Genomic DNA, 21657 nt, shown 5'->3' with positions numbered 1-21657 from the left:
GTTCAACGGTCGCCGTTGCACCTGATAACGTTCTCAACATGGCGCGTAAAAAATGGAAAAATTGGGCATCGTTCGCCCTGCTCTTTATCTTTCTTATTCCCGTTTTCTGGATGAACGCTTTGGGGACGGCTGAACAACAAGCGTTTGCTGATTGGCAGGCAGATTCCAGCGCTCTGGTCCTGACCAAGATCGAGAGTTCCAGAGTAAATGCATCAGTCGATTCGTATGGTTTGCTGGTCGCTCATCCCGATATGTTCGGCCCGTTCACGACTATCGATAATACAGATCTAGTTGAGTCGGACGACGTCAGCACCGCCTATTTCGACTACACATCACAACTGGGCTTAATGGGTTATTTCTATGACTCCGCCTACACCGCCGGGTGCTCAAGCTTGAATTGTCTCACCCTATTGTCATCGACACTGTTCTCCTTGACTCTCGCTTCATTAACGTTTCTAATCGCGGCAACGACTTGCCGTTCTTTTGCAGTCATTTTCTTATTAAGCATGGCTTTATCTCCATGGATCACCTTTGCTGGAAGAAACTTGTATTGGTCTCCATGGACTTGGCTTCTGCCGGTTTGTTGTGCGGCACTCTTCGTTTTGGCAAAACGCAGGATCTACCGTGTCGCCGCGCTTTGTCTCGTATTCGCGGCATTTTGCATTCGGTTTGCTTCCGGATATGAATTCATTACAAGCTTCATCCTCATGGCGATGTCCATTCCGCTTTTGGCGGCCATCTTCGCGGCTGAACCCCTACGAAAGATGATTCGTCGCGCAACCGCAGAGTCGGCAGCAATTCTCGGGGTATCGACGCTCGCCTTTGCCGTGATATTAACCATCCATGCAAGCGTTCGGGGCGCCGGATCTGTCCGCGAAGGATTTGCCACGATTTGGACGAAGGATATTCTGAAACGAACCTACGGTTCGGCTGCGGACTTTCCACCAGAGTTGGCGGCTTCTCTAAATGCAAACCCCTTTCTAGTTTTGCAGAACTACATATTCACGTGGACCACGGATGTTCTGACCGTCGGAATTGGAACGCCATTCGAAATAGTTCTCGGTCCCAAGTCCCTATGGGTCTTATTGGGACTGACCGCAGCAGTTGTAGTTGTGCGATTCCATTCCGGTGATTCGCTATACGTGCGCGACCTCTCGCTTATCATCGTTACCGCAGCTATTCCCCTTTCTTGGTTCATACTCGCAAAAGGGCATTCCTACGTGCATACGCACATAAACTTTGTGCTTTGGTATTTGTTCTTCATTGCGGCCCTGTGTTTTGTGATTTTTGATTTCGTGGCAACTAGGGCAGTAACAAAAGGGGTGACGCGTCAGGTGGCGGCGCTGAGATTGATGGGAAGTAATCCCGTCAATTCCCAAGTTGGTTCAAACCGCCCGTGACTCCAAGTTCCATTCAAGCCCGCGACAGGTGAAAAATGAGCGCGCTCGGGAAGCGGGCGGCGGGGGCGGGATGAAATGGATTTGCCCGGCTAGGGGCTAGGCTATCTTGTGGGGCTTTTCACGAATGAGTCCCGGCGCTGTGTCTAGCCAAGGGCAGACTGGACACATTGCCATACCTTTTGGCTAACGGCTGAGTCCAAACGACGATGCGCAGAAGGCAACTCTTCGTCGCTGTGACCGTAACCAGGCTGGCAGAATATAGAACAGTTTCAACGGAACGTCCGTTAGTGAGAATTCCTCGAAATCGGCTTTCTAGGAACATGGTCCGACGAAGTATTAGGCTAAATTTTGGACTGCGTTGGGGGAGATGAAGTCAGATATGTTGGACGATATGGGTTTCAACGAAGCGGAAATGCAATCACCTCTAATGTGTCAATCGTCGTGTCAAGTCTTCGGCGCTGGGCTCAGTTGACCACGGCGCACAAGCAGATGCTTGATTTCGTCATCGTTGGCGGCGGTTTTTATGGTCTGCGGTTGGCATTACATCTACGGAAGAAATTGCATTTTGCTTCCATTCTCGTTCTTGAGAAGGAGGATGAGGTTATGGAGCGTGCCAGTTTCGTGAATCAGGCACGGGTCCACAATGGGTACCACTATCCTCGTAGTCTGCTCACTGCGTATCGGTCTCGGGTGAATCTGCCTGATTTCTTGAAGGAATACAGTGACGCAGTTGTGGACAATTTTGATCACTATTATGCGATCGCGAATCGGTTGTCGCGTACGAACGCACGGCAATTTGAGTTGTTTTGTTCTCGCATCGGAGTTGTATGTGAGCTTGCTTCGTCGGATGTCCTCGACTGGTTCGATCCGAACATGGTCGAGACCGCGTTTCGGGTGAAAGAGCCAGCTTTCGACTCCCGCATCTTGCGACATCTGGTCCTGGCTCAGATCGCTTCTGTGGGGGGCATTCGTGTGAGTACGGGTGATGCCGTGTCGCGGGTTGAGCAGTGCCCGGATGGCCTTCGGGTTCATTCCAAGTCGGGTGTATATCGGTCGCCGCGTGTAATTAACGCGACATATTCACAGATGAATCGCGTGCACGCTGCTTCGGGGGTGCCGACCGTCGCGGTGCAGCACGAGCTTGCGGAGATGGCGCTGGTTGCGTTGAACCCGCCGTTTACCGAGGTGGGATTGACGGTGATGGATGGGCCGTTCTTTTCACTGATGCCTTTTCCGAGTCGAGGGCTACATTCCCTCAGTCACGTGCGATACACGCCGCATCACCGGTGGACCGAGGGTGAAGCTGTTGAGTGCCTGGGTGACCCGGATGAGGTGTCAAACACACTTGGGCGGTCGACCTGTTTCCCAAAGATGTTCGCTGATGTGGTTCGGTACGTCCCCGATTTGCACGACATGGTGTATCGAGAATCGATTTGGGAGGTGAAGACCGTACTGACGAAAAGTGACGACGACGACAGCCGCCCGATACTTTTCCGCCCGGATCATGGGATGAAGGGTTTCACTACGGTCATGGGCGGAAAAATCGACAATGTTTATGACGTGCTTGAGGAGTTGACTGCACTATATGCGTGATCTAACAGTGGATGCACTCGGACCGTCGATGAAGGGACGGGACGACATCTTCGTATCGGTGGTCGCTGTGGTCGGCTGCCAAACTTCTGATGTCGCGGATTTCGTGCGCGAGCTTGACGAGGACATCCGGGTGCGATATTCCAACTTTGAGATCCTTGTTGTGGATAACGGTATGGGGCCGGACGAACTCGTCCTTCTGCGAGAGGTGCTGGCACAGGTCGCCTGTGTGCGCGTCTTACGGTTGTCGCGAAAGTTCTCTACGGATGGCGCCATTTTCGCCGGTCTGGAAGCTGCCATCGGGGATTTCCTGGTGGTGGTGGATTTGGAGCACGATCCAGTCGACGTCGTCGCCCAAGTTGTCGACATCCTCCGCCTCGGGGGGAACGATATTGTGCAAGGCATCAGCGGGGTCGCTATTGGCGGTTCGTGGTCTAGCAGCCTGGGTCGGCGTTTGTTTTACTGGTATAATCGACGCTACCTAAATGTCGATATCCCGAGCCGCGCAACGCACCTGACTGGGCTGACCCGGCGCGCGGTGAACTCGTTGACGGCGACCGCGCGCAGCCATCGGTATATGCGTCACTTGATGCGTCATGTCGGTTATCGAATCGTAGATTTTGAGTACCTGCCTCGGCTGGGGCCGACCCGTCAGAGGGCCGTGCGGTCAGGGGCAATGGAAGCAATCGAGATGATCTCAAGCTACTCGACACACCCATTGCGAGTCGTAACCGCACTTGGGGCCCTAGCTGCACTCTTCAATCTTTTCTATGCGGTGTACGTCCTTGCCTTCACGCTGTTTGTTGGGGGGGTGATGGAGGGGTGGACAACGACGTCATTACAGCTGTCGCTAATGTTTTTCATTATTTCGGTGGTGCTGGCCGTTCAATCGGAATATGTGGGGCGCATACTCACGGAGACTCGACGTGAACCCAGCTACGTCATCATGGAAGAACTGGAAAGTGAGACTCTCATCGCAGACTTGCATCGCCGTAATGTTAGCGCCTGACCTTCCGCCGGGCACTGGCCCGGAGCGTGAGGTGCCTGCCTACACGGCGGATGTATTCAGCGCTCGGACCAGCCAGTATGTGGTGTTGGTGTTCGTCATCAACGAAGGCGAAAAGATTCGCTCTCAGATCGTTCAAATGCACGGCGACGAAGCTGGCGTCGACGTGGTGGTTGCGGATGGGGGCAGCACGGATGGTGCTCTGGCGCTCGAATTCCTGAGACAAAATGGCGTGACAGCGTTGCTGACGAAGACCGGGCCGGGCAAGCTGAGCGCGCAGATGCGCATGGGGTTAGCGTTCGCGATGGACGAGGGATACGACGGGGTGATCGTCGTTGATGGAAATGGTAAGGACGACCTCCGTGCTTTGCCGGACTTCATTAGACTTCTGGACGAAGGGTACGACCATGTTCAGGGGTCCCGGTTCATTCCTGGCGGGCGTGCCGTCAACACGCCGCTTTCCCGGCTAGTCGGGGTAAGAATGCTGCATGCGCCGCTGATCAGTCTGGCGTCACGTCGACGTCACACCGACACCACAAACGGGTTCCGCGCCTACAGCGCGAGGCTTATTCTCGATCCAACGATTGCCGTGTTCCGATCAATCTTTGTCACGTACGAGCTGCACTACCATTTGGCCATAGAGAGTTCCCGCGCTTCCCGTTTTCGCACAACGGAAACTCCCGTGACGCGTACCTACCCGATTACCGGTAAGGTTCCCACGAAGATCACGCCAATCCGCGGAAACAGCCACGTTTTGGCCGTTCTATTTCGTGCGGTGGTCGGACGCTATCGGCACTAAAGTCAGACCGGCTTTCTCGGCCACAGCACTCGCTTCGGTCGCGTAAATACGTAAGGAATCCCATGTCCAGCGCCCTGTTTGGCTTCACCGGCTTCGTCGGCAGCAACCTGATGAATGAACGCCATTTCGACGATCTTTATAACACAAGAAACGCCAGCGATAGCTTTGGGCGGGAGTACGATCTCGTCGTTTTCTCGGCAGCAAAAGCCGAGAAATGGAGGATCAACCAAAACCCGACCTTGGACCTCGCACATATGAGCGACCTTCGCCAGCTCATCGCCGGCGTCACCGCGAAACAATTCGTGCTGATTTCGACCGTTGACGTGTACAAAGATCCGGTGGGAGTAGATGAGCGCACGCAGATAATTACCGACGGCCTTCACCCATACGGGCTGCACCGATACCAGCTGGAAGAGTTCACACGACGGCAGCACCCCACCGCACTCATAGTGCGGCTCCCTGGACTGTTTGGCCCCGGGTTGAAGAAGAATATAATTTTTGACCTGCTCCACCAAAACAATCTCGAGCGCATCCACGCTGACGGCAGCTTTCAGTATTATGACCTGGCCCACCTCGGAGCCGACCTCACTTTGGCCTTGACCGCAAAACTGCGATTGGTGAATCTCACCAGCGCACCCATCCGCACGGCTGACCTCGCCCGGGAGGCATTCGCGATCGATTTCAGCAACCGTCCCGACGGGGCGTCCCCGGGTAGGTACGACATGCGCACCCGGCACGCGACGGTGTTCGGTGGAGAGGGAGAATACACTCGTAGCCGTGATGAAACCATGGCTGACTTGATTGAATTTGTGCACATCGAACAGGCGCGGAATTGACTGCCGAGGTGGGCAACAGAGAAGCGGCCAACGGGAGCGAATCTTCGCTTGCCGTGTCAAACATTGCCTGGCCGGCCGAGGAAGAAGGCGCTGTAGCCGAAATGCTGCAGTCGTTGGGAGTGCGCAATGTGGAAATCGCGCCTACCAAGGTGTTCGCTGACCCGACAGCAACATCCCGGACCGACCGGGCGGACTACCGTCGGTTCTGGGCCGATCATGATATTTCAATCGTCGCCTTCCAATCGATGTTGTTTGGTCGTGCGGATCTTCAAATTTTCGGTGACACTGGAGTGAGGGCGGAGACCGTTACCCTGCTGTCACGGTTCATAGAACTGGCGGGAAATATCGACGTGGGAATCCTAGTATTCGGATCGCCCAGGAACCGCGTCGTACCGCCCGAAATGGATCCGGCTGAGGCACGCGACATTGCCTGTGACATTTTCGGAAAATTGGGGCAGGTAGCGGCCGACAACAACACCCAGTTCTGTATTGAGCCTAACCCCAGCATCTATGGCTGCAACTTCATCACGACCGCGGCTGGCGGCCTCGATCTGGTCACGGCCGTCGACCACCGAGGCTTCGGTCTGCACCTAGACGCTGCCGGCATGACCTTAGAGGGTGACTCGCTGACAGAATCAATCCACAATGCGGCCGCACATCTCGCACACTTCCACGCTAGCGCTCCTAACCTTGGCGCGCTCGAAGAGACGCTCGTTGATCACCAAACGGCGGCGAACGCCCTCCGCGACATTAAATACAGCGGATTCGTTTCTATCGAGATGCGGCCGGGCCAACCGGGCACAGCACCCGCGAACGTCACCCATGCCGTACAGATCGCACGCAGACATTACACGACCAAAGAATATGCTGCTTAGGGTTCGAGCTGCGCAGGAACCGGACCGGTCGAGGCTATCCCTGTACCGCCACGTCGAAACAACCATCGGCTAAATATATAATTTATCGCAAACGACACCGGCACGGATAAAAGTTTCCAGACCATAGGCTCCCAATCAGATGCGGTCGTCGCATATTGGATGAGAACGGAGAAAGCCACAATTGAGCATCCGTACCAGGCGACGAAAACCACATATGTGAACACCTGTGAATGAGCCCTGAAAGAATATCGCGTTACCAGAAAATAGACCGCCGTAATTGAGAGGGTTGAACTGACGGCATTGGCCTGCCAAACAACCAACCCGGTCCACATGAAAATCCCGAACCCGAGTAGGTCAATGCCTAGCCCCACGGCCGAACCCCAAAAGAACGCCAGAAACTCTGGAAATTGGTTCCTACGCAAACTCACTCCGATTATTGAAGATATTATAAATAATACTTACCGCTGATTTACGTGGAAGCGGGTTAGACTTTGACTTCCACGAGATGGTGGAACGCCATTAGCTTGACTATGAAGACACTAAGCTCGTCGAATATCAGGCCGCTACTGTCGTTGGCGAATCTGGCTGGCTCTAGTGCGGGCATGATGAATAAACATTGTGACTCGGGGCCACAAGATTGCGAATCCAATTCCGGACCCAACTACCAGCAGCATGAAGATGTGAATTCCTTGATTGAACATGAATCCGCGCCAATATTCGGCGAATCCGTAGAGAAGAACTGCAGCGATCGCAGCAACAACTGAGCGATATCTGGAAAAAATCCCAAAGAGGAAAGCAGCACCACAAAGGACGATGAGAGTGTAGAAGAGTCCCCACCAGCCGAATGCGCTGTAGACGTCCGCGAAAGCCGAATTTGCATTGAAGTTCTCCGTGACGCTGACGAGGTTGCCGTAACGTCCTGCCACTGTTCCATCACCGACGGAATCTTTGTCGAAATTCAGGAAAGTGGGCAAGACAGCAGCCAACGAAGTTGTCGGGCTGCCGGATACTACGAGGTCGCCATTGGCGATGGCGTTTGAAACACCAATCGACACCTGAGCGGGGGCGCCAAGATACGCAGATATTTGATAAAAATTCATTTCGATTGGGCTCGTGATGTCAAATTGTTCGTATGTGTTGGCATTGCGCACATAGTTGAGTGAAGTGAGACCGCCGAATAGAGCGAAGATGCCAATGAGCGCCACGAGAGGTTTGAGTTTAAAGTCGGGCTTGGACCTCACGAGCAAGAACACGTAAATAATTATTGCCACAATCAGGGACATTCGAGACGCCAGAATAACATTTGCGAGAAGCAAAAGTATGTTCCAAGTTCCCATGGCAAGTGACGCAGACTTCCTTTGCCAGAGGTAGATTCCGATTGGCGCGGCGACCGCCGTTGCATATCTCAGTGTCGCTAGGCTGGCGTGATTAGGCAGCGCTTCAGCAGCAATATTTGCGTTGCGAGTCGAGATGGTTTCCCAGATGGATACTTCAAGGGCAATCGCGATGACGGAGAATACGATTCCGATCGTTGCTGCACAGGTGAGAAACCAGTAAAAAGTCAATTCTCGTTTAGGTGAGGTTTCAAATTCCTGAAGCCTGGCGTTTGGGCGGATTCGACATCCCAATTTCACGCCGTACCAAATAACCGCGATGCACAGGGCATACCACCCAACCAGGACCAGCGAGCCAGGCAGGGTCACGGCGCTGCGCTGTTCGAAACCGCGGAGTAGCGCAGATTCACCTGGTACGGCCCAGATGAGTAAACTCGCCATTACTGAAATCAAGACGACGTTAACCGGCTTTAGAAAAAAATCCAGACGCATTATTGTTCGCCCCCCGCTTGGTGAATTAGACTGTAAATACAGCGCAGTAGAGTGTGCCACGTGCGCTGGACAGTTCACTTAAGAGTACGGCAAATCGTCCGCAGGCCTGTCCAAGTTCCAGAGGACTGGACATGGACGGTGGAGCCGTGTTCTGATTTCTCGGATTCATGCGCCTTTTGTCGGATCGGAGCTGTAACTCCTCCTCAATTCTCGAGAGAATCAACGCGTACACTCGAGCGGCTCGAACAGGAGGGCGCGAAACGCCGTGTTCATTGGCGTCGCGTTGGTTCAAGTCGTCGAATCAGGACTGTGACTTACGCCAAAATAGAACTCTTCAGGACGCTCATGTCAGAACCCCTGAGCTCGGGCTTCGATCTCTTCGTTGAATTGCGTTCTCTATCCGTGGTGCGCCTTCGCAAGGGTAGTCCGCGCCGAGCGGCTACGCTGAATTCGAGGCACCACCCAATTCAGCGGTGTCCCTGAGCACTCGGCCGGGCTATCGCTCTGATCACCGAACCAAATGGATGAACAGAAAGGCTCGATCTTGTCGTCTGACATCTCGACCCCCGCAGACTCTGCCGGCGCCTTGCGCGGCGTATATTGCACAATCGTTGCGCAGAACTATTTACCCCAGGCATTGGCCCTTTACTCCAGCATTAGAGAGATGGAACCCGATCGGGACTTTGTTATTCTGGTGATCGATGAGGATCGCAGTGATCTGTCTAGAGATCGACCGCGCTTGACCGTTGCAACTACGGAGGTTTTGGGCCTGCCACCGCGTGAGGTCAGTGATTTGGCGACCATCTACGACGTAGTTGAGTTCTCGACAGCCGTTAAGCCGCTATTTCTAAAATACTTGCTGGTCGCTTATGAGCAGGCTGTATATCTAGATCCGGATACTTTCGTCGTCTCGCCACTCATCGAGCTTGAACCACTTCTCGATGAGTGGGGGATTGTACTAACACCGCACTTCCTGGAGCCGATCGAACCCGGTGACGCGTACATCTCTGAGGTTCACAGCCTCACGGTTGGTATCCACAACCTCGGTTTCTGTGCGGTAGGGCGTCAGGCCATTCCGTTTCTCGACTGGTGGTGGACCCACCTGGAACGAGAATGCCTTATCTATCCGCTTTTGGGGATCTTCGTCGACCAAAAATGGACGGACATCGGCGCAACACTCTTCAACGCCCATTCCCTGCGGCACTATGGCTATAATGTCGGTCCGTGGAACCTGCATGAACGGTCGTTTGACGACGAAAGTTCGGCTTGGAGTCTTCGACAGTCTGGCGAGCAACTTCGCTTGTTCCATTTCAGCGGATTTAACCCAGAGGATCCGGACGCGATCAGCGTGCGGCTCAATTTCAATATGAAAGAGGCTGGCGTGGGCAGCAATGCCCTGACTTCGCTGAGCCGACGCTATGCAGCGCGGGTGCTCGACGCACGCTCCATGCTGGGTGCCAACCCGCGCTATGCGTTCGAAGCGGACACCACTGGCAAAGTGCTGAGTAAGAGAGTCCGCCGCGCTTACCGTAAGGACCTCATCGGGCAGGGCAAGCGCCATAACCTCCCCTCACCTTTTGAATCAATCGATGCGCGCGCGTTCAAGAAGTGGAAAATTAAGTCGTTGGCCTCGCGTGTGAGCGCTGGTGCAGGAGACGCTGCTATCGCAATGAAGTATGCGTTTCCAGACGAATATAATTCCATGAAACGTGCCCTTCCGGCGCAGTTTACTTGGCTTCGAAAGAGACTGCTTCGTGCTTCACGTGTTCGACGCTAAGCACCTACTGAGTTCAATCGTTCTGGCCCTGCACGCGCCTCACTGGAAATTGCATGCGCGACCGTAACGCTGTTATGGCCGTAGTGCCGGTATTCAATCCAGACGAGAGCTTCCCGGACCGCATTCTGGAACTCCTCCGGCAAGTGGATGCCGTCATCGTCGTCGACGATGGCTCATCCAAGTCAAATTCCTGGGAGACGACCCTTCTCGGTCAGGCTGGCATCAGTATTCAGCGCCAAGAAAACCTAGGAATCGCAGCTGCGCTCAACGCAGGAATCGCGACGGCGCTGACCATGGATCCAAATGTCGAGTTCATACTAACGGTCGATCAAGACTCCGGCCTCTGCAATGACTACGTGAGTCGAGCGGTGCGCCAGTATCGAGATGCCGTCAGGGCGGGCGTTTCCGTCGGGTCCGTCTGCGCGGAACAATTCAACGACTGGCGGGTTAGCCCGCGTCGCGAGGTTCGAGGAATCAAGACGTCCCTAGAGATCGCCCAGTCCGGAATGCTAATTCCGACGAGTTCGTTTCGCCACTTCGGAACTTTCAGCGAGACACTCTTCATCGATTGTGTGGACACAGAATTCGTCCTCAGGATGTTGAGGGAGGATACTCTTGTAATAATCGGTGCAGGGTGTTGTATGAGTCACGAAGTCGGCACCACTGTTGACGTGCAAATCTTCAACCGCAAGGTCAAAGTGCTTGGTCGCGAGCTCAAGTTCTCCTACCACACTCCGTTGAGGCGCTACTACATCTCCCGCAACAGGATGGTTTTGTATCGGGAGTACTTTTGGACTGATCCGGTCTGGAATGCACGTGAAATTATTGTAGAGGCTCGCACCACAATGCTGTCACTCCTCTTCGGCCCGGCCAAGAGCAAGCAAGCACGTGCACTTTTCCTGGGACTGCTTGACGGGCTGCGCGGAAAAGTAGGAAAAGCCAGCCTGAGCCGACAATTAGCCCTAGCGGGACCGCAGTGACGGAGTCGACGGCCTGGGAGACCCACCATTCCTAAACATGTCGGGTCAGTCCTGGGCTATGGGCTTTCTGTGGGGCTGACCGCAATCGTGACTTTGGTGGCGATTCCGATCATGATTTCGCATTCGGGCGCACATGCGTGGGCAAGTATTGCGCTGGGCCAAGCGATTGGAACCGGCTGCGCGGTCCTGATCGGCTTTGGATGGGGCACGACGGGTCCGACTCAGGTCGCGATGGCGAGAGGGCTCGCTCGGATTCACATTTACACGGATTCTCTGCAAGTGCGGTCATTTCTGGCTATTCCAGGGGTGGTATTTGCCGTTGGGCTAGCATTCTTATTCGCAGATACGTATCGCGAGGAAGCAGCCCTGACCGCGGCGGCTTTCGCTATGAATGGTCTTCTGGCTGGCTGGTTTTTCACCGGCTCCGCGCGCCCGTACTCCTTTCTCCTACTTGATACCGCCCCGAGAGTCATCGGCACGGTTGCGGGAGCAATTGCCCTGCTCCTAGGTGCAAGCCTCGTCTTTTTTCCTCTCTTGCAACTCGTGGGCATCACACTCGGCGTTGTACTCTCAACTGTCAAAGTCGGTGGGTGGGCCAACTCTCACTGGAATCGGTTATCCAGGCGAAGAGTTTCGGCGCTTTTGAAAGGGCAATCTCACGGCATGGTCATTGCCGGAGTGTCGGCAGCGTTCATCACGGTACCAATCTCGATCGTGGCGCTCGTAGCTCCTGCTGCCTTACCCGCTTATGCGCTCGCTGACAAGATTTTGCGGTTTTCGACCACCGCGTTCTCGCCGGTCGTGCAGTTTCTTCAGGGTTGGGTACCCGGCACGGACGACCCAGCCGTCACTCGTAGGATCAGATGGGCATTCGCGGGGGGACTTCTCCTGACCGTTACCGCTGGCACCGTCTTCACTGTTGGATTGCCGTGGTTCGCCGGTGTCTTGAGCTCGGGAGAGATCATCCCGGCGTTCGGGCTTTCTTTAGCGTTTGGATTGATCCTCGTTCTGCTCGTCATGGCGCAGGTGACTGGCCTTGTTTGCCTATTAGCGCTGGAAAGAGCCCAGAACCTAGCACTATTCACAATCATTGGCGCGGCCGTGGGAATTCCGGCTGTATTCCTGGGGGTCAGTTTTTTTGGTGCTCAGGGTGCGGCTTGGGCGCTCGTGTTCGCTGAATTCGTAGCCCTGGCGCCCCAAATAGTCCTGCTGGGCAGGCTGTTGAATTATCGATCGTCTGGCCGTCCGCCTGACTGATGGTGTCCGTCCAAGTTGGATAGGTGGACCCTGCTCAAACGACATACCCGTAAGCTAATGACTCGAAACGAATTCGGAGAGTGACAATTGTGTCAGGCTTAATCGCGCACGAATGGATCGAGCCACGCGGTGGATCTGAAAATGTTCTGGAAGCGATTGCTGCCCTTTATCCAGATGCAGACATGGTGACGCCCTGGAATAATGCACCGGAACGATTTCCGGATCGACATGTACGAGAACTGTGGTTGGCGCGGTCACCTCTGCGTGGCCGAAAGGCCGCATCCGTTCCTTTCTTGACTTCCGCTTGGCGGACAGCGGTTCCGGTGTCCGAGAAGTACGACTGGGTTCTGGCGAGCTCGCATCTATTTGCTCACCACATCAAGCCGCGCGGGCCCAGTCACGACGCGCCGAAACTCGTCTACGCCTACACACCCGCCCGGTATATCTGGACGCCCGAGATGGACAAACGGGGCAGTCATGCCGCAGCGCGCCTCGGCTCTGCCCTGCTGCGACCAATCGATAGAAGACGCGCGCATGAGGCGACAAGCGTCGCTGGAATCAGTGAGTTCGTGAAGAAGCGGATCGAAGCGACGTGGGACCGACCGGCCGTCGTCGTCTATCCGCCCGTTGAGACCACCCTTCTACAGTCCGTAAGCGACTGGCGCACAGAACTTTCCGGCCAGGAGCTCGCTCTGCTCGAGACTCTGCCCACGAACTTCATACTCGGAGCATCTCGATTCATCCCTTACAAAAGACTCGATCTGGTCATCGAGGCCGGTGAGTACGCGGGAATCCCTGTCGTCCTGGCCGGAAGTGGGCCGGAAAGCCGACGTCTGGAAGCCCAGGGTGAGGCTGCAAGCGTGCCCGTTTTCATCGTCGATAATCCGTCGAGTGCGATGCTCTACGCGCTCTACCAAGCAGCAGCCGTATTCGTCTTTCCCCCCGTAGAGGATTTTGGAATCATGCCTGTCGAGGCGATGGCCTTGGGCACACCCGTCGTGGCCAATATGCTGGGAGGCTCCGCCGAAACCGTGGTCGAGGGCGTGTCCGGCATCCACTTTGCGGGCCTGGAAGGAGACCGGATTGGCGAAGCGATTGTCGGTGCGCTCACCCTGAGCTCGGCCGACTGCCGTCGTGAGAGCGCCCGCTTCTCGCGGGAGTCATTCAATATCAACTTTTCAGCCTGGATGGGTTCCGCACTGAATGGAGGGAGCTCGGCAACTCCGGGTGCGCACGCCGTGGCACGATCAAACGCGAGGGACCTCAATGCTGATCGTTGATAATCGTTGGAAGGGTGAACACGGTATCGGCCGATTTGCGACGGAGGTCGTTAGTCGCCTTACGCTCCCCTGGAGGCCGCTAGGCGGAGTCGCCTCGCACACTTCACCACGCGATATTTTGAGCAGGCAAAAGCTTCGCTTGTCATCGAAGGATGTCATTTACAGCCCGGGTTACAACGCCGGTATTACTCGTGCTCGCCAACTCTTGAATGTTCACGATTTGATTCACTTACAAATCGAATCTGAACGGTCTCTGGCGAAGACAATTTATTACAATACGATCGTGCGAAGCGCGATCAAGCATGCCGGAGTCGTGATGACGGATTCCACTGCCTCGGCAACCGCAATCGCTTTGTGGCTGCGGTCGCCCAAAGTCGACATAGTCAACGTTGGTTGTGGCCGATCCAAAGCTTTCGTGGCTGAAGGAGTGTCCGCTAATTTTGACCACCCCACGTTTCTCTATGTGGGCAATATGAACAAGCCGCACAAGAACTTCCGAATTTTACTCGAAGCCATTGCTCTGCGCCCCCAGTACAAGCTTCTGGTAGTGACCGGCGACTTCGATCTGGCCACGTCGATGGTGCGCGGAGCCGGTCTTGACGCACAAGTCGAAGTTCGTACAGCGGTGCCAGACGATGAATTGGCTCGGCTCTACCGCGGGGCGAGTGGGTCCCTGCAACCGTCCTTGCTCGAGGGTTTTGGCTTGCCACCGCTCGAAGCAATGAGTTGTGGTACCCGAGTCGCGTACTGGTCGGGCTGTGAGAGCGTGAGTGAGATAGTCGATGGCACAGGAGTGGCTGTCTCCTCCGCGACGGATGCCAGCGAGTGGGCTCGTGCTATGGAGGAGCTCGAGACCATGTCGCTAACCGGGCCGCTATCTATGCCGCGGGAGTGGGATGAGCGATATAGCTGGGACACCGTCGCCGATAAAGTGAATGCGGTGCTTAGTCGCGCTTGTGAACAACAATAGGCGAGTGTTCATCGATTAACGGATAGGTCTCTCAATGCGCGACCAGCAGCCCCCTAAAAGCCGAGCTCGCGAGTGGATCGGCGCGCTCGGCTTAGCAGCGAGCCTCATCGTCGTGCTCGGAGTGACACTGTCGCCGACTCCGCTCGACCAAGGCTACGCAAGTTCGATCGACCGCTTGCTTTCAGTTCTCCACCGCAACGGAATCCCTGAATGGTATGGCTACAACAAGCTCGAATTCACCACCAACATCGTGATGTTCATGCCGCTCGGGTTCATTTTCGCACTCATGCTGTCGCACAAAATGTGGTGGCTCGCTCTGTTGATCTGCCCCGCACTGTCTATCTGCATCGAACTCACGCAGGCCGCAGTGCTCACGTCACGGTTCGCCACAGTCAGTGATGTTCTGGCCAACTCTCTGGGTGCACTTGTCGGAATCCTCATGGCCGTAGCCTTGCGGGCCGCCGTCTATCAACGTGATCAGAAAGTTGTGGCCAGGGCGCTGTGGCAGGAGTTGCGCGTTCGCTAACCGCAGCTGGCCGGCTCCACCGACACTGCCGTCGTGTTGATCATCGGCGTGCCGCGTACTTCAAGGGGGCCGTAGCCCCCGGGGGCACCGAGGAAGGTCGCTGTGACAGTGCTCGATTCTCCCGGTGCGAGATACACCGTAAAAGAAGCCACCGGTCGAGAGAGGTCAACGTTGCCAGCATTGACAACAGACTCAACGCCCTCTGAATCGATTCTGGCCTCGGTCAGGGTGGCCGCAACCGGTCCATAGATGAAGACCTGCGTACTGAACATCCTGGCGCCGAAATTGAGCCCCTGAATGTAGGGCGGCAGCGCTGCGGCCTGATCTGGCGTCAGGTTTGAGTGGAGCGTCACCGACGTCGTGAATGTTGGATTCTCAGGTGCATCGCACACATCGCTGGTCGTGGCGGAGCTCGTTTGCAGGTAGTAGTCGATTTTTGACGCCGACGTGTCTCGAAAGTACGTGCCGATCAGGGTGCTTTGATCGTTTGCCTTCGGAAGTACTCCCTGGATTCGGTATCCATCCAGCTGAGATTGTTCGCTCTCATTCGCGCTCCACATCATGACGGAACCCTGTTCAATGCCTACCGAGAGGGCCGACACCATGGCCTTGATATCAAAGTCACCGCTGGTGATTTTCGTCAAGACTGCCGATGCCGCTGATTGGAAAAAGGCGTCTGCCAGTTTCGGATCGCCAAAGCTATCAAAGCGAAAATAGACTTCATTGACCAGCAAGGACACCGCTTTTTCACTCGACAGAATGTCTCCAGACGGCAAATCAATGGGGCCCGTTGCCTTGAGAATGAGGGCTAGAGCCAAGGGGTCGATCGAGATGACGCCGTCGACGGCACTCCCTTGGTCCCTCTGCCAAAATGCACTCATGATCGATGCGGCCGTGGGAAAATCGGGTCGGCTTGTTGAGGTGTTCACGTAGCTGCGGATGTATTCGCTATAGAGGTCTAACGCGCTTTGATCGACCGCCACATCGACTGCGGTACCTTCAACGAACGTAGAGCTACCTTCCTGACCGATAACTGCCACTGCGCCATTGTCGACGGACAGCAACGTATATGAGGCAGCGCTGCCACCGAGCGCCGTACTCTCAGCGTTGTTCTGAAAGGCAAGGAGGTAATTGCGTGGTGCCTCCACGCCCAGTGCGGCGGTGGCGACGTTTAGTAGATCCCCAGCGGAATCCAACGGAGCACCTGCCGTCGTGAGTAAACCCTGTAGGCGTGTCACTGCCGCCGTAACGGGACCGAGCGTCTTGGCCTGATCGATTTCGTCGAGTCTTTCGAGCGAAGTCGCAAATATTGGCTTGGCCGCCGCAATGACTTCCCTAGCCCTAGTCAGGGGAGTTAAGTCAAATCCGCCCGTGTCGGGGTCCCGAGTGGACAGATCAAATTCGGTGACGGCCGCGACGGCCGGTGCAGCCACATCTTGCACAATTTCGTCGATGCTTTCCGCCACTATTCGAACGGCAGACAGGTTGTCCCCGAGATAGGGGACCATCTCAGTGGCACGCCAAACGGGGTCCTGAGCGTGGGCAACGGCCCGGGCAGAGTGCTCTGACAATTTTGCGCTTGACGCGGCTAATGCGTCCAGATTGAAGTCCTGTGCTTCGGTCTGCACGCGGTCAATCAGCGACTGCGCGCTCTCGAGCTCGTTTTTGACGACCAGAGCGCGCGTGGCGACCCACGCGCTCGCTCCCAGAATGAGAATGAGCACGGTGCCAGTGCCAATCCACACCCAGCGCTTCGTCGTCGAATGCTTGGACTTTTTGCGGGCTTTGGCACGGGAAGTGCGCGCTGCAGCGCGCCCGGAGTCTCTGGAAATCACTGGTCCAGACTAGACGAGGGTTTCGGTGAGTTCGTCATGCGCTCGCGGACGCGTTGTTGACGACCCGTGAATGGGGGGTGTTGAATGAGCGAGTCGGCCCTGACCTTACTCGGCGCATATGAGACGATAGGGACAACGACGTCGGTTTCGCCGCTCTGTGCAATCGATGATCTGCAACCCCGGGGGGGAAACGCGTGGCAGTGACCGATAGGCAAACCGTAGGTGCTGCACGACGCAAGTCGTGGCAACGCGCGTTTGCTGTGCGACTATTCACCACCGATGCTCTCGTGGTGTCCTGTGCGGTTTACGGATCACAACTGTTGTGGTTTGGCTTTGCGCCGGTCCAGCTGGTCGCCGAGGGCGGTCTTGATCTTCGCGCGAGTTACCTTGCGGTTTCGGTTGTTCTCATAGTTTCTTGGATGGTGATGCTCGACGTCTTTGCCACGCGCGACCATAAGGTTATCGGCAGCGGAACTCTCGAGTACAAAAGAGTGGCCGACGCGACAATTCGTCTATTCGGGTCATTCGCCATTATCGCCTTCTTGTTCAAGCTGGAAGTTGCCCGAGGGTATTTTCTCACCGCGCTTCCTGTCGGTCTAATTGTGCTGGTGCTTTCTCGATGGAGTTGGCGCCAGTGGCTGCGCAAGCAGCAGAAAGCCGGCGGCTACTTGTCGCGGGCGCTCCTGATGGGCGAGCGCCAGAAGGCCACGCACGTTGCAAAGACCATCATGCGCGCTCCGGGGCCGGGGCTGCTGTTGGTTGGTGCACTCACCCAGCTTGATGGTCATTCCAAGCGGCCCATTCATGGCGTGCCGGTTCTTGGCGGCTATGACGATCTTCTGCGCATAGTCGATGAATCCCAGGCGGACACGGTCATTTTGACCGGGGCCGACGAGATCAACCCCGAAGTGATGCGCCGAGTGGGGTGGGAGCTCGACGCACGTGATATCGAGCTCATCGTGGCGCCAGCACTCACCGACGTAGCCGGCCCGCGAATCCACGCACGGCCCGTAGCCGGCCTTCCTCTTATCCACGTGAGCTACCCGGCTTTTGAAGGAGCGCGGCGCTGGACCAAGCGTAGTTTTGACATCGTTGCTTCGTCGCTGCTCATTCTGCTGAGTTCTCCGGTCCTCATCGGCGTGGCAATAGCCGTGAAGCGATCGAGCCCCGGCGATATCATCTACCGCCAGGTACGAGTCGGTCGCACCGGTGAAGCCTTTGGCATGTTGAAGTTTCGCTCCATGGTTCAAGACGCTGACGACCAACTTGAGAGCCTGCTCGACGCCCAGGGCACGTCTGACACTCCGCTGTTCAAGGTCACCAATGACCCGCGCATCACCTCTGTCGGCCTGTTCATTCGTAAGTTCTCGCTCGACGAACTGCCGCAGCTGTTCAACGTGCTGATCGGCGACATGAGCCTTGTGGGGCCTCGCCCGCAGCGCGCTGCCGAAGTCGCCCTGTACGACGACGCCGCGCACCGACGTCTGATCATGAAGCCGGGTATGAGCGGGCTCTGGCAGGTGAGTGGGCGATCCAATCTCAGCTGGGAAGACAGCATCCGACTTGATCTGTATTACGTCGAGAACTGGTCGATGACCGCGGATATCCAGATTCTCTGGCGCACGTTTCGGGCCGTCGCCCGCCCCGAAGGTGCCGTTTAACGGGTCGACCCCGGGGCAGGATTGCGAGGATCCGGTTATGGTCTGCTCATGCAGATATCGAAACTTGAAATGCGCATCCTGATGGCGATCGCGATCCTGGTGGTCGGCATCCTCGCCGTGGTGATCGTGCCGCGACTGGTCGGGTCCGCCCCCGCTGCCCAATCGGCCGTTGGGCCGGAAGCGTCCGCGCCGGCCCCGAGCGCGATTCCTACCCCGACGCTTGCGCCGACGCCCATTCCCTCGCCGACTGCGAAGACGGAACAGCAGATTCTCGACGACATCGTGGCGAGCACGGTCAGCGTCTACAGCGTGTTGGTCTGCAACAGTCTCGAAGAGTACGCCGCCCTGTCGATCCCCGAAATCATCACCAAGGTGCTGGCCGAATACCCGACATCGGGCCTCTCCGACCAGTCGCGTCAAATCATGGCCGAGCGAGTGCTGACCGAGTCCGCCGCCAAGAGCTGCGCGGACCAGAGTCCGCGCGTCGTCGCCGGCATTCAGGGCTAGCCCCGCGCAGACCAGCAGACCAGCAGACCAGCAGACCAGCAGACCAGCAGAGCAGCAGAGCAGCAGAGCAGCAGAGCAGCAGAGCAGCAGAGCAGCAGAGCAGCAGAGTGCAGGACCGTGGCCGGCCGCGGTCCTCCGTCTGGGAATCGCCCGATAAGAACGAGCTGACGAGACGCGTGCGACACGCCCGGGTTGCACGAAGTGGCAACTGTGTGGCAGACTCTTCTAGTTCAACACTTTTGGCGTGCGCTACGCGTCGCCGGAATCACTGCCAGGCAGTGCATAGTCGCGTCACCCTCTACGAAGAACACTTGTCGCAAGAGCAACGATCGCAGGCTAGGCCGCAGGGAGCAGAGCGCAGCATAAATCAACGATCTGGTCGGCGTGGGTAAAACCGTGTCGTCCCCCAGGTTCTGCTCTGGGAGTCGGCGTTGATGATGAGCGTCGTTTATTCGTACGTGAATCAAATTGACATTTGAACAGTGGTGCTTTCAGCAGCAGTGCTACTACGGCGTCCAATGCAACCTCGGCAAACAGTGCCGTTGTCTGTAAGACGCCTCGACAGAGAGAGAGTTCGACATGGCGGGACAGAAGATCCGCATTCGACTTAAGTCGTATGACCACGAGGTCATCGACATTTCGGCGCGCAAGATCGTCGACACAGTGACCCGTGCGGGCGCTACAGTCGTCGGCCCGGTGCCGCTTCCGACCGAGAAGAACGTGGTGTGTGTCATCCGTTCTCCTCACAAGTACAAGGACAGCCGGGAGCACTTTGAAATGCGCACCCACAAGCGTCTGATCGACATTATCGACCCGACCCCGAAGGCTGTTGACTCGCTCATGCGCCTCGACCTTCCGGCCGACGTCAACATCGAGATCAAGCTCTAGGGCCCGCGATGTCTTACGCAGATACCAAAACCACCAAGGGTCTCCTTGGCAAGAAGCTCGGCATGACCCAGGTGTGGGACGAGAACAATAAGCTTGTTCCCGTTACCGTCATCGAAATCGCGCCGAACGTTGTCACGCAGGTTCGCACCAAGGCCGTCGACGGCTACAACGGCGTTCAGATCGCCGCTGGCCCCATCGACCCGCGCAAGGTCAACAAGCCCCTTGCCGGTCACTTCGACAAGGCCGGCGTCACGCCGCGTCGCCACATCACCGAGCTCCGCACCGCGGATGCCGCTGACTACAACCTCGGCCAGGAGCTCACCGTTGACGGTGTTTTCGCTGCCGGCACCAAGGTTGACGTCATGGGCACCAGCAAGGGTAAGGGCTTCGCCGGTGTTATGAAGCGTCACAACTTCAAGGGTGTTTCCTCCTCACACGGTTCGCACCGTAACCACCGCAAGCCCGGTTCCATCGGTGCTTCTTCGACCCCGAGCCGTGTCTTCAAGGGCATGCGCATGGCTGGTCGTATGGGTGGCGAGCGCGTAACCGTGCTGAACCTCAAGGTGCACGCTATTGACGCCGATAAGGGCCTCATGCTCGTCAAGGGTGCCGTTCCCGGTGCTCGTGGCCGCCTCGTATTCGTTCGCAACGCAGTGAAGGGAGCGTAGTCCTTATGGCTACAGCACTCGACATCATTGACGCCAAGGGCAAGAAGGCAGGCTCTGCCGAGCTTCCCGACGAGCTCTTCGACGTTCCCGCCAACATTCCTCTCATTCACCAGGTCGTTGTTGCGCAGCTCGCTGCCGCACGCCAGGGAACGAGCAAGGTCAAGCGCCGTGGAGAAGTTTCCGGTGCCGGCCGCAAGCCGTTCAAGCAGAAAGGAACCGGTCGCGCTCGTCAGGGCTCGATCCGCGCTCCTCAGATGACCGGTGGTGGAATCGTCCATGGACCGACCCCGCGCAGCTACGACCAGCGCACCCCGAAAAAGATGATTGCCGCAGCCCTCAAGGGTGCACTGAGCGACCGCGCCCGCGGTGGCCGCCTGCACATCGTCGAGGCACTGTTCACGGCTGAGACCCCCAACACGAAGATTGCCCTGGAGCTGCTCTCGCAGATCGCCACGAGCAAGCACGTGCTGGTTGTTCTTGAGCGTACCGACGAGATCACGTTGCGCAGCATTCGCAACATCCCGACGGTGCACATCCTCTCGTGGGACCAGCTCAACGCCTACGACGTGCTCGTCAGCGACGACATTGTCTTCACCACCGCCGCGTTCAACGCGTTTGTGGAGAGCAAGACCAAGAAGGAAGAGGTGGCCGCATAATGACTATCGCGACCAACAAGGACCCCCGCGACATCATCATCTCTCCGGTTGTCTCTGAGAAGAGCTACGGCCTGATTGACGAGGGTAAGTACACCTTCATCGTTGACCCCCGCTCGAACAAGACGGAGATCAAGCTCGCGATCGAAAAGATCTTCAAGGTGCAGGTCGCTTCGATCAACACCCTGAACCGCGTGGGCAAGACTCGCCGCACCAAGTTCGGCATGGGCAAGCGCAAGGACACCAAGCGTGCCATTGTCACGCTCAAGTCTGGCTCCATCGACATCTTCACGGCCGTCGGCTAAGCGACAGGCAGAGGGATA

At 56.5% G+C, this 21657-nt stretch carries 21 protein-coding genes; 18 read left to right on the top strand and 3 right to left on the bottom strand.

Translation table 11 applies throughout. The annotated features are described in order from the left end of the window. Positions 1-38: 38 nt before the first annotated feature. The 6 genes from E3T43_RS15935 (at position 39) to E3T43_RS15910 (ending at position 6506) form a co-directional block, all read left to right on the top strand. Positions 39-1400, top strand: a complete 1362-nt coding sequence (locus E3T43_RS15935) for a hypothetical protein (protein ID WP_134473136.1) — start codon at positions 39-41, stop codon at positions 1398-1400. A gap of 489 nt (positions 1401-1889) precedes the next feature. Next, positions 1890-2993: an FAD-dependent oxidoreductase gene (locus E3T43_RS15930; protein WP_134473200.1), complete on the top strand. Its 1104-nt coding sequence runs from the start codon at positions 1890-1892 to the stop codon at positions 2991-2993. Further along, positions 2986-3999, top strand: a complete 1014-nt coding sequence (locus tag E3T43_RS15925) for a glycosyltransferase (protein WP_134473135.1) — start codon at positions 2986-2988, stop codon at positions 3997-3999. The genes E3T43_RS15930 and E3T43_RS15925 overlap by 8 nt, the downstream gene beginning before the upstream one ends. Beyond that, on the top strand, positions 3986-4795 hold the full coding sequence (locus E3T43_RS15920) for a glycosyltransferase family 2 protein (RefSeq protein ID WP_134473134.1): 810 nt from the start codon (positions 3986-3988) through the stop codon (positions 4793-4795). The genes E3T43_RS15925 and E3T43_RS15920 overlap by 14 nt, the downstream gene beginning before the upstream one ends. Positions 4796-4857: 62 nt before the next feature. Next, entirely contained in the window at positions 4858-5631 is a 774-nt protein-coding gene (locus E3T43_RS15915) for a pyridine nucleotide transhydrogenase (RefSeq protein WP_134473133.1), read from the top strand. An 8-nt stretch (positions 5632-5639) separates the two neighbouring features. Continuing rightward, a complete protein-coding gene (locus E3T43_RS15910; protein WP_134473132.1) occupies positions 5640-6506 on the top strand; it encodes a sugar phosphate isomerase/epimerase in 867 nt (288 codons plus the stop codon). Here E3T43_RS15910 and E3T43_RS19800 read toward each other — a convergent pair. After that, the gene (locus E3T43_RS19800) at positions 6503-6877 is read right to left on the bottom strand and encodes a GtrA family protein (protein ID WP_370449999.1); all 375 of its coding nucleotides are present in this window, start codon (positions 6875-6877) and stop codon (positions 6503-6505) included. The two genes, E3T43_RS15910 and E3T43_RS19800, sit on opposite strands and share 4 nt — an antisense overlap. A gap of 192 nt (positions 6878-7069) precedes the next feature. Further along, positions 7070-8332 (bottom strand): hypothetical protein, encoded by a 1263-nt coding sequence (locus E3T43_RS15900; RefSeq protein ID WP_134473130.1) that lies wholly within the window; start codon positions 8330-8332, stop codon positions 7070-7072. Positions 8333-8852: 520 nt separating this feature from the next. Between E3T43_RS15900 and E3T43_RS15895 the strand changes: the two genes are divergently transcribed. From E3T43_RS15895 to E3T43_RS15870, 6 genes are all read left to right on the top strand, one after another. Further along, complete coding sequence (locus E3T43_RS15895) at positions 8853-10109, top strand: hypothetical protein (protein WP_134473129.1); 1257 nt, start codon at positions 8853-8855, stop codon at positions 10107-10109. A gap of 53 nt (positions 10110-10162) precedes the next feature. Further along, on the top strand, positions 10163-11089 hold the full coding sequence (locus tag E3T43_RS15890; RefSeq protein ID WP_134473128.1) for a glycosyltransferase: 927 nt from the start codon (positions 10163-10165) through the stop codon (positions 11087-11089). Between the two features lie 69 nt (positions 11090-11158). Continuing rightward, positions 11159-12346, top strand: a complete 1188-nt coding sequence (locus E3T43_RS15885) for a polysaccharide biosynthesis C-terminal domain-containing protein (protein WP_134473127.1) — start codon at positions 11159-11161, stop codon at positions 12344-12346. Positions 12347-12639: 293 nt separating this feature from the next. After that, the gene (locus tag E3T43_RS15880) at positions 12640-13626 is read left to right on the top strand and encodes a glycosyltransferase (protein WP_166791354.1); all 987 of its coding nucleotides are present in this window, start codon (positions 12640-12642) and stop codon (positions 13624-13626) included. Between the two features lie 139 nt (positions 13627-13765). Beyond that, a complete protein-coding gene (locus E3T43_RS15875) occupies positions 13766-14596 on the top strand; it encodes a glycosyltransferase family 1 protein (protein WP_166791353.1) in 831 nt (276 codons plus the stop codon). A gap of 34 nt (positions 14597-14630) precedes the next feature. Next, positions 14631-15122, top strand: a complete 492-nt coding sequence (locus E3T43_RS15870) for a VanZ family protein (RefSeq protein WP_134473124.1) — start codon at positions 14631-14633, stop codon at positions 15120-15122. Here the strand turns inward: E3T43_RS15870 and E3T43_RS15865 are convergent. Continuing rightward, positions 15119-16957 (bottom strand): DUF4012 domain-containing protein, encoded by a 1839-nt coding sequence (locus E3T43_RS15865; RefSeq protein ID WP_134473123.1) that lies wholly within the window; start codon positions 16955-16957, stop codon positions 15119-15121. The genes E3T43_RS15870 and E3T43_RS15865 overlap by 4 nt on opposite strands. 194 nt (positions 16958-17151) lie before the next feature. Here E3T43_RS15865 and E3T43_RS15860 point away from each other — a divergent pair, with 194 nt between their 5' ends. The 6 genes from E3T43_RS15860 to rplW all read left to right on the top strand — a co-directional run bounded on the left by E3T43_RS15860 (position 17152) and on the right by rplW (position 21639). Then, positions 17152-18618, top strand: a complete 1467-nt coding sequence (locus E3T43_RS15860) for a sugar transferase (protein ID WP_134473122.1) — start codon at positions 17152-17154, stop codon at positions 18616-18618. 48 nt (positions 18619-18666) lie between these two features. Continuing rightward, complete coding sequence (locus E3T43_RS15855; RefSeq protein ID WP_134473121.1) at positions 18667-19125, top strand: hypothetical protein; 459 nt, start codon at positions 18667-18669, stop codon at positions 19123-19125. Positions 19126-19704: 579 nt separating this feature from the next. Next, positions 19705-20013, top strand: a complete 309-nt coding sequence (rpsJ, locus tag E3T43_RS15850; RefSeq protein ID WP_035834607.1) for a 30S ribosomal protein S10 — start codon at positions 19705-19707, stop codon at positions 20011-20013. Between the two features lie 8 nt (positions 20014-20021). Next, positions 20022-20681 (top strand): 50S ribosomal protein L3, encoded by a 660-nt coding sequence (gene rplC / locus E3T43_RS15845; RefSeq protein ID WP_092451157.1) that lies wholly within the window; start codon positions 20022-20024, stop codon positions 20679-20681. 5 nt (positions 20682-20686) lie between these two features. Continuing rightward, positions 20687-21337, top strand: coding sequence for a 50S ribosomal protein L4 (gene rplD / locus E3T43_RS15840; RefSeq protein WP_092451155.1), 651 nt, complete (start codon positions 20687-20689; stop codon positions 21335-21337). After that, entirely contained in the window at positions 21337-21639 is a 303-nt protein-coding gene (rplW, locus tag E3T43_RS15835) for a 50S ribosomal protein L23 (protein WP_092107233.1), read from the top strand. Before rplD ends, rplW begins: the two co-directional genes overlap by 1 nt. Positions 21640-21657: the final 18 nt, after the last annotated feature.

The organism is Cryobacterium sp. Hh7, from assembly GCF_004403155.1.
Classification (GTDB): Bacteria; Actinomycetota; Actinomycetes; order Actinomycetales; family Microbacteriaceae; genus Cryobacterium; species Cryobacterium levicorallinum.
Note: the sequence above shows the minus strand (reverse complement) of the source record. Positions and strands in the feature narration are given on the sequence as shown.

Excerpts from the sequence above, each read along its gene's own strand:
- E3T43_RS15920 (WP_134473134.1), top strand. The coding sequence starts at position 3,986 with ATGTTAGCGCCTGACCTTCCGCCGGGCACTGGCCCGGAGCGTGAGGTG.
- rpsJ (WP_035834607.1), top strand. The coding sequence starts at position 19,705 with ATGGCGGGACAGAAGATCCGCATTCGACTTAAGTCGTATGACCACGAG.
- rplC (WP_092451157.1), top strand. The coding sequence starts at position 20,022 with ATGTCTTACGCAGATACCAAAACCACCAAGGGTCTCCTTGGCAAGAAG.
- E3T43_RS15925 (WP_134473135.1), top strand. The coding sequence starts at position 2,986 with ATGCGTGATCTAACAGTGGATGCACTCGGACCGTCGATGAAGGGACGG.
- E3T43_RS15895 (WP_134473129.1), top strand. The coding sequence starts at position 8,853 with ATGGATGAACAGAAAGGCTCGATCTTGTCGTCTGACATCTCGACCCCC.
- E3T43_RS15870 (WP_134473124.1), top strand. The coding sequence starts at position 14,631 with ATGCGCGACCAGCAGCCCCCTAAAAGCCGAGCTCGCGAGTGGATCGGC.
- E3T43_RS15900 (WP_134473130.1), bottom strand. The coding sequence starts at position 8,332 with ATGCGTCTGGATTTTTTTCTAAAGCCGGTTAACGTCGTCTTGATTTCA.
- E3T43_RS15855 (WP_134473121.1), top strand. The coding sequence starts at position 18,667 with ATGCAGATATCGAAACTTGAAATGCGCATCCTGATGGCGATCGCGATC.
- E3T43_RS15915 (WP_134473133.1), top strand. The coding sequence starts at position 4,858 with ATGTCCAGCGCCCTGTTTGGCTTCACCGGCTTCGTCGGCAGCAACCTG.
- E3T43_RS15890 (WP_134473128.1), top strand. The coding sequence starts at position 10,163 with ATGCGCGACCGTAACGCTGTTATGGCCGTAGTGCCGGTATTCAATCCA.
- E3T43_RS15935 (WP_134473136.1), top strand. The coding sequence starts at position 39 with ATGGCGCGTAAAAAATGGAAAAATTGGGCATCGTTCGCCCTGCTCTTT.
- rplW (WP_092107233.1), top strand. The coding sequence starts at position 21,337 with ATGACTATCGCGACCAACAAGGACCCCCGCGACATCATCATCTCTCCG.
- E3T43_RS15930 (WP_134473200.1), top strand. The coding sequence starts at position 1,890 with ATGCTTGATTTCGTCATCGTTGGCGGCGGTTTTTATGGTCTGCGGTTG.
- rplD (WP_092451155.1), top strand. The coding sequence starts at position 20,687 with ATGGCTACAGCACTCGACATCATTGACGCCAAGGGCAAGAAGGCAGGC.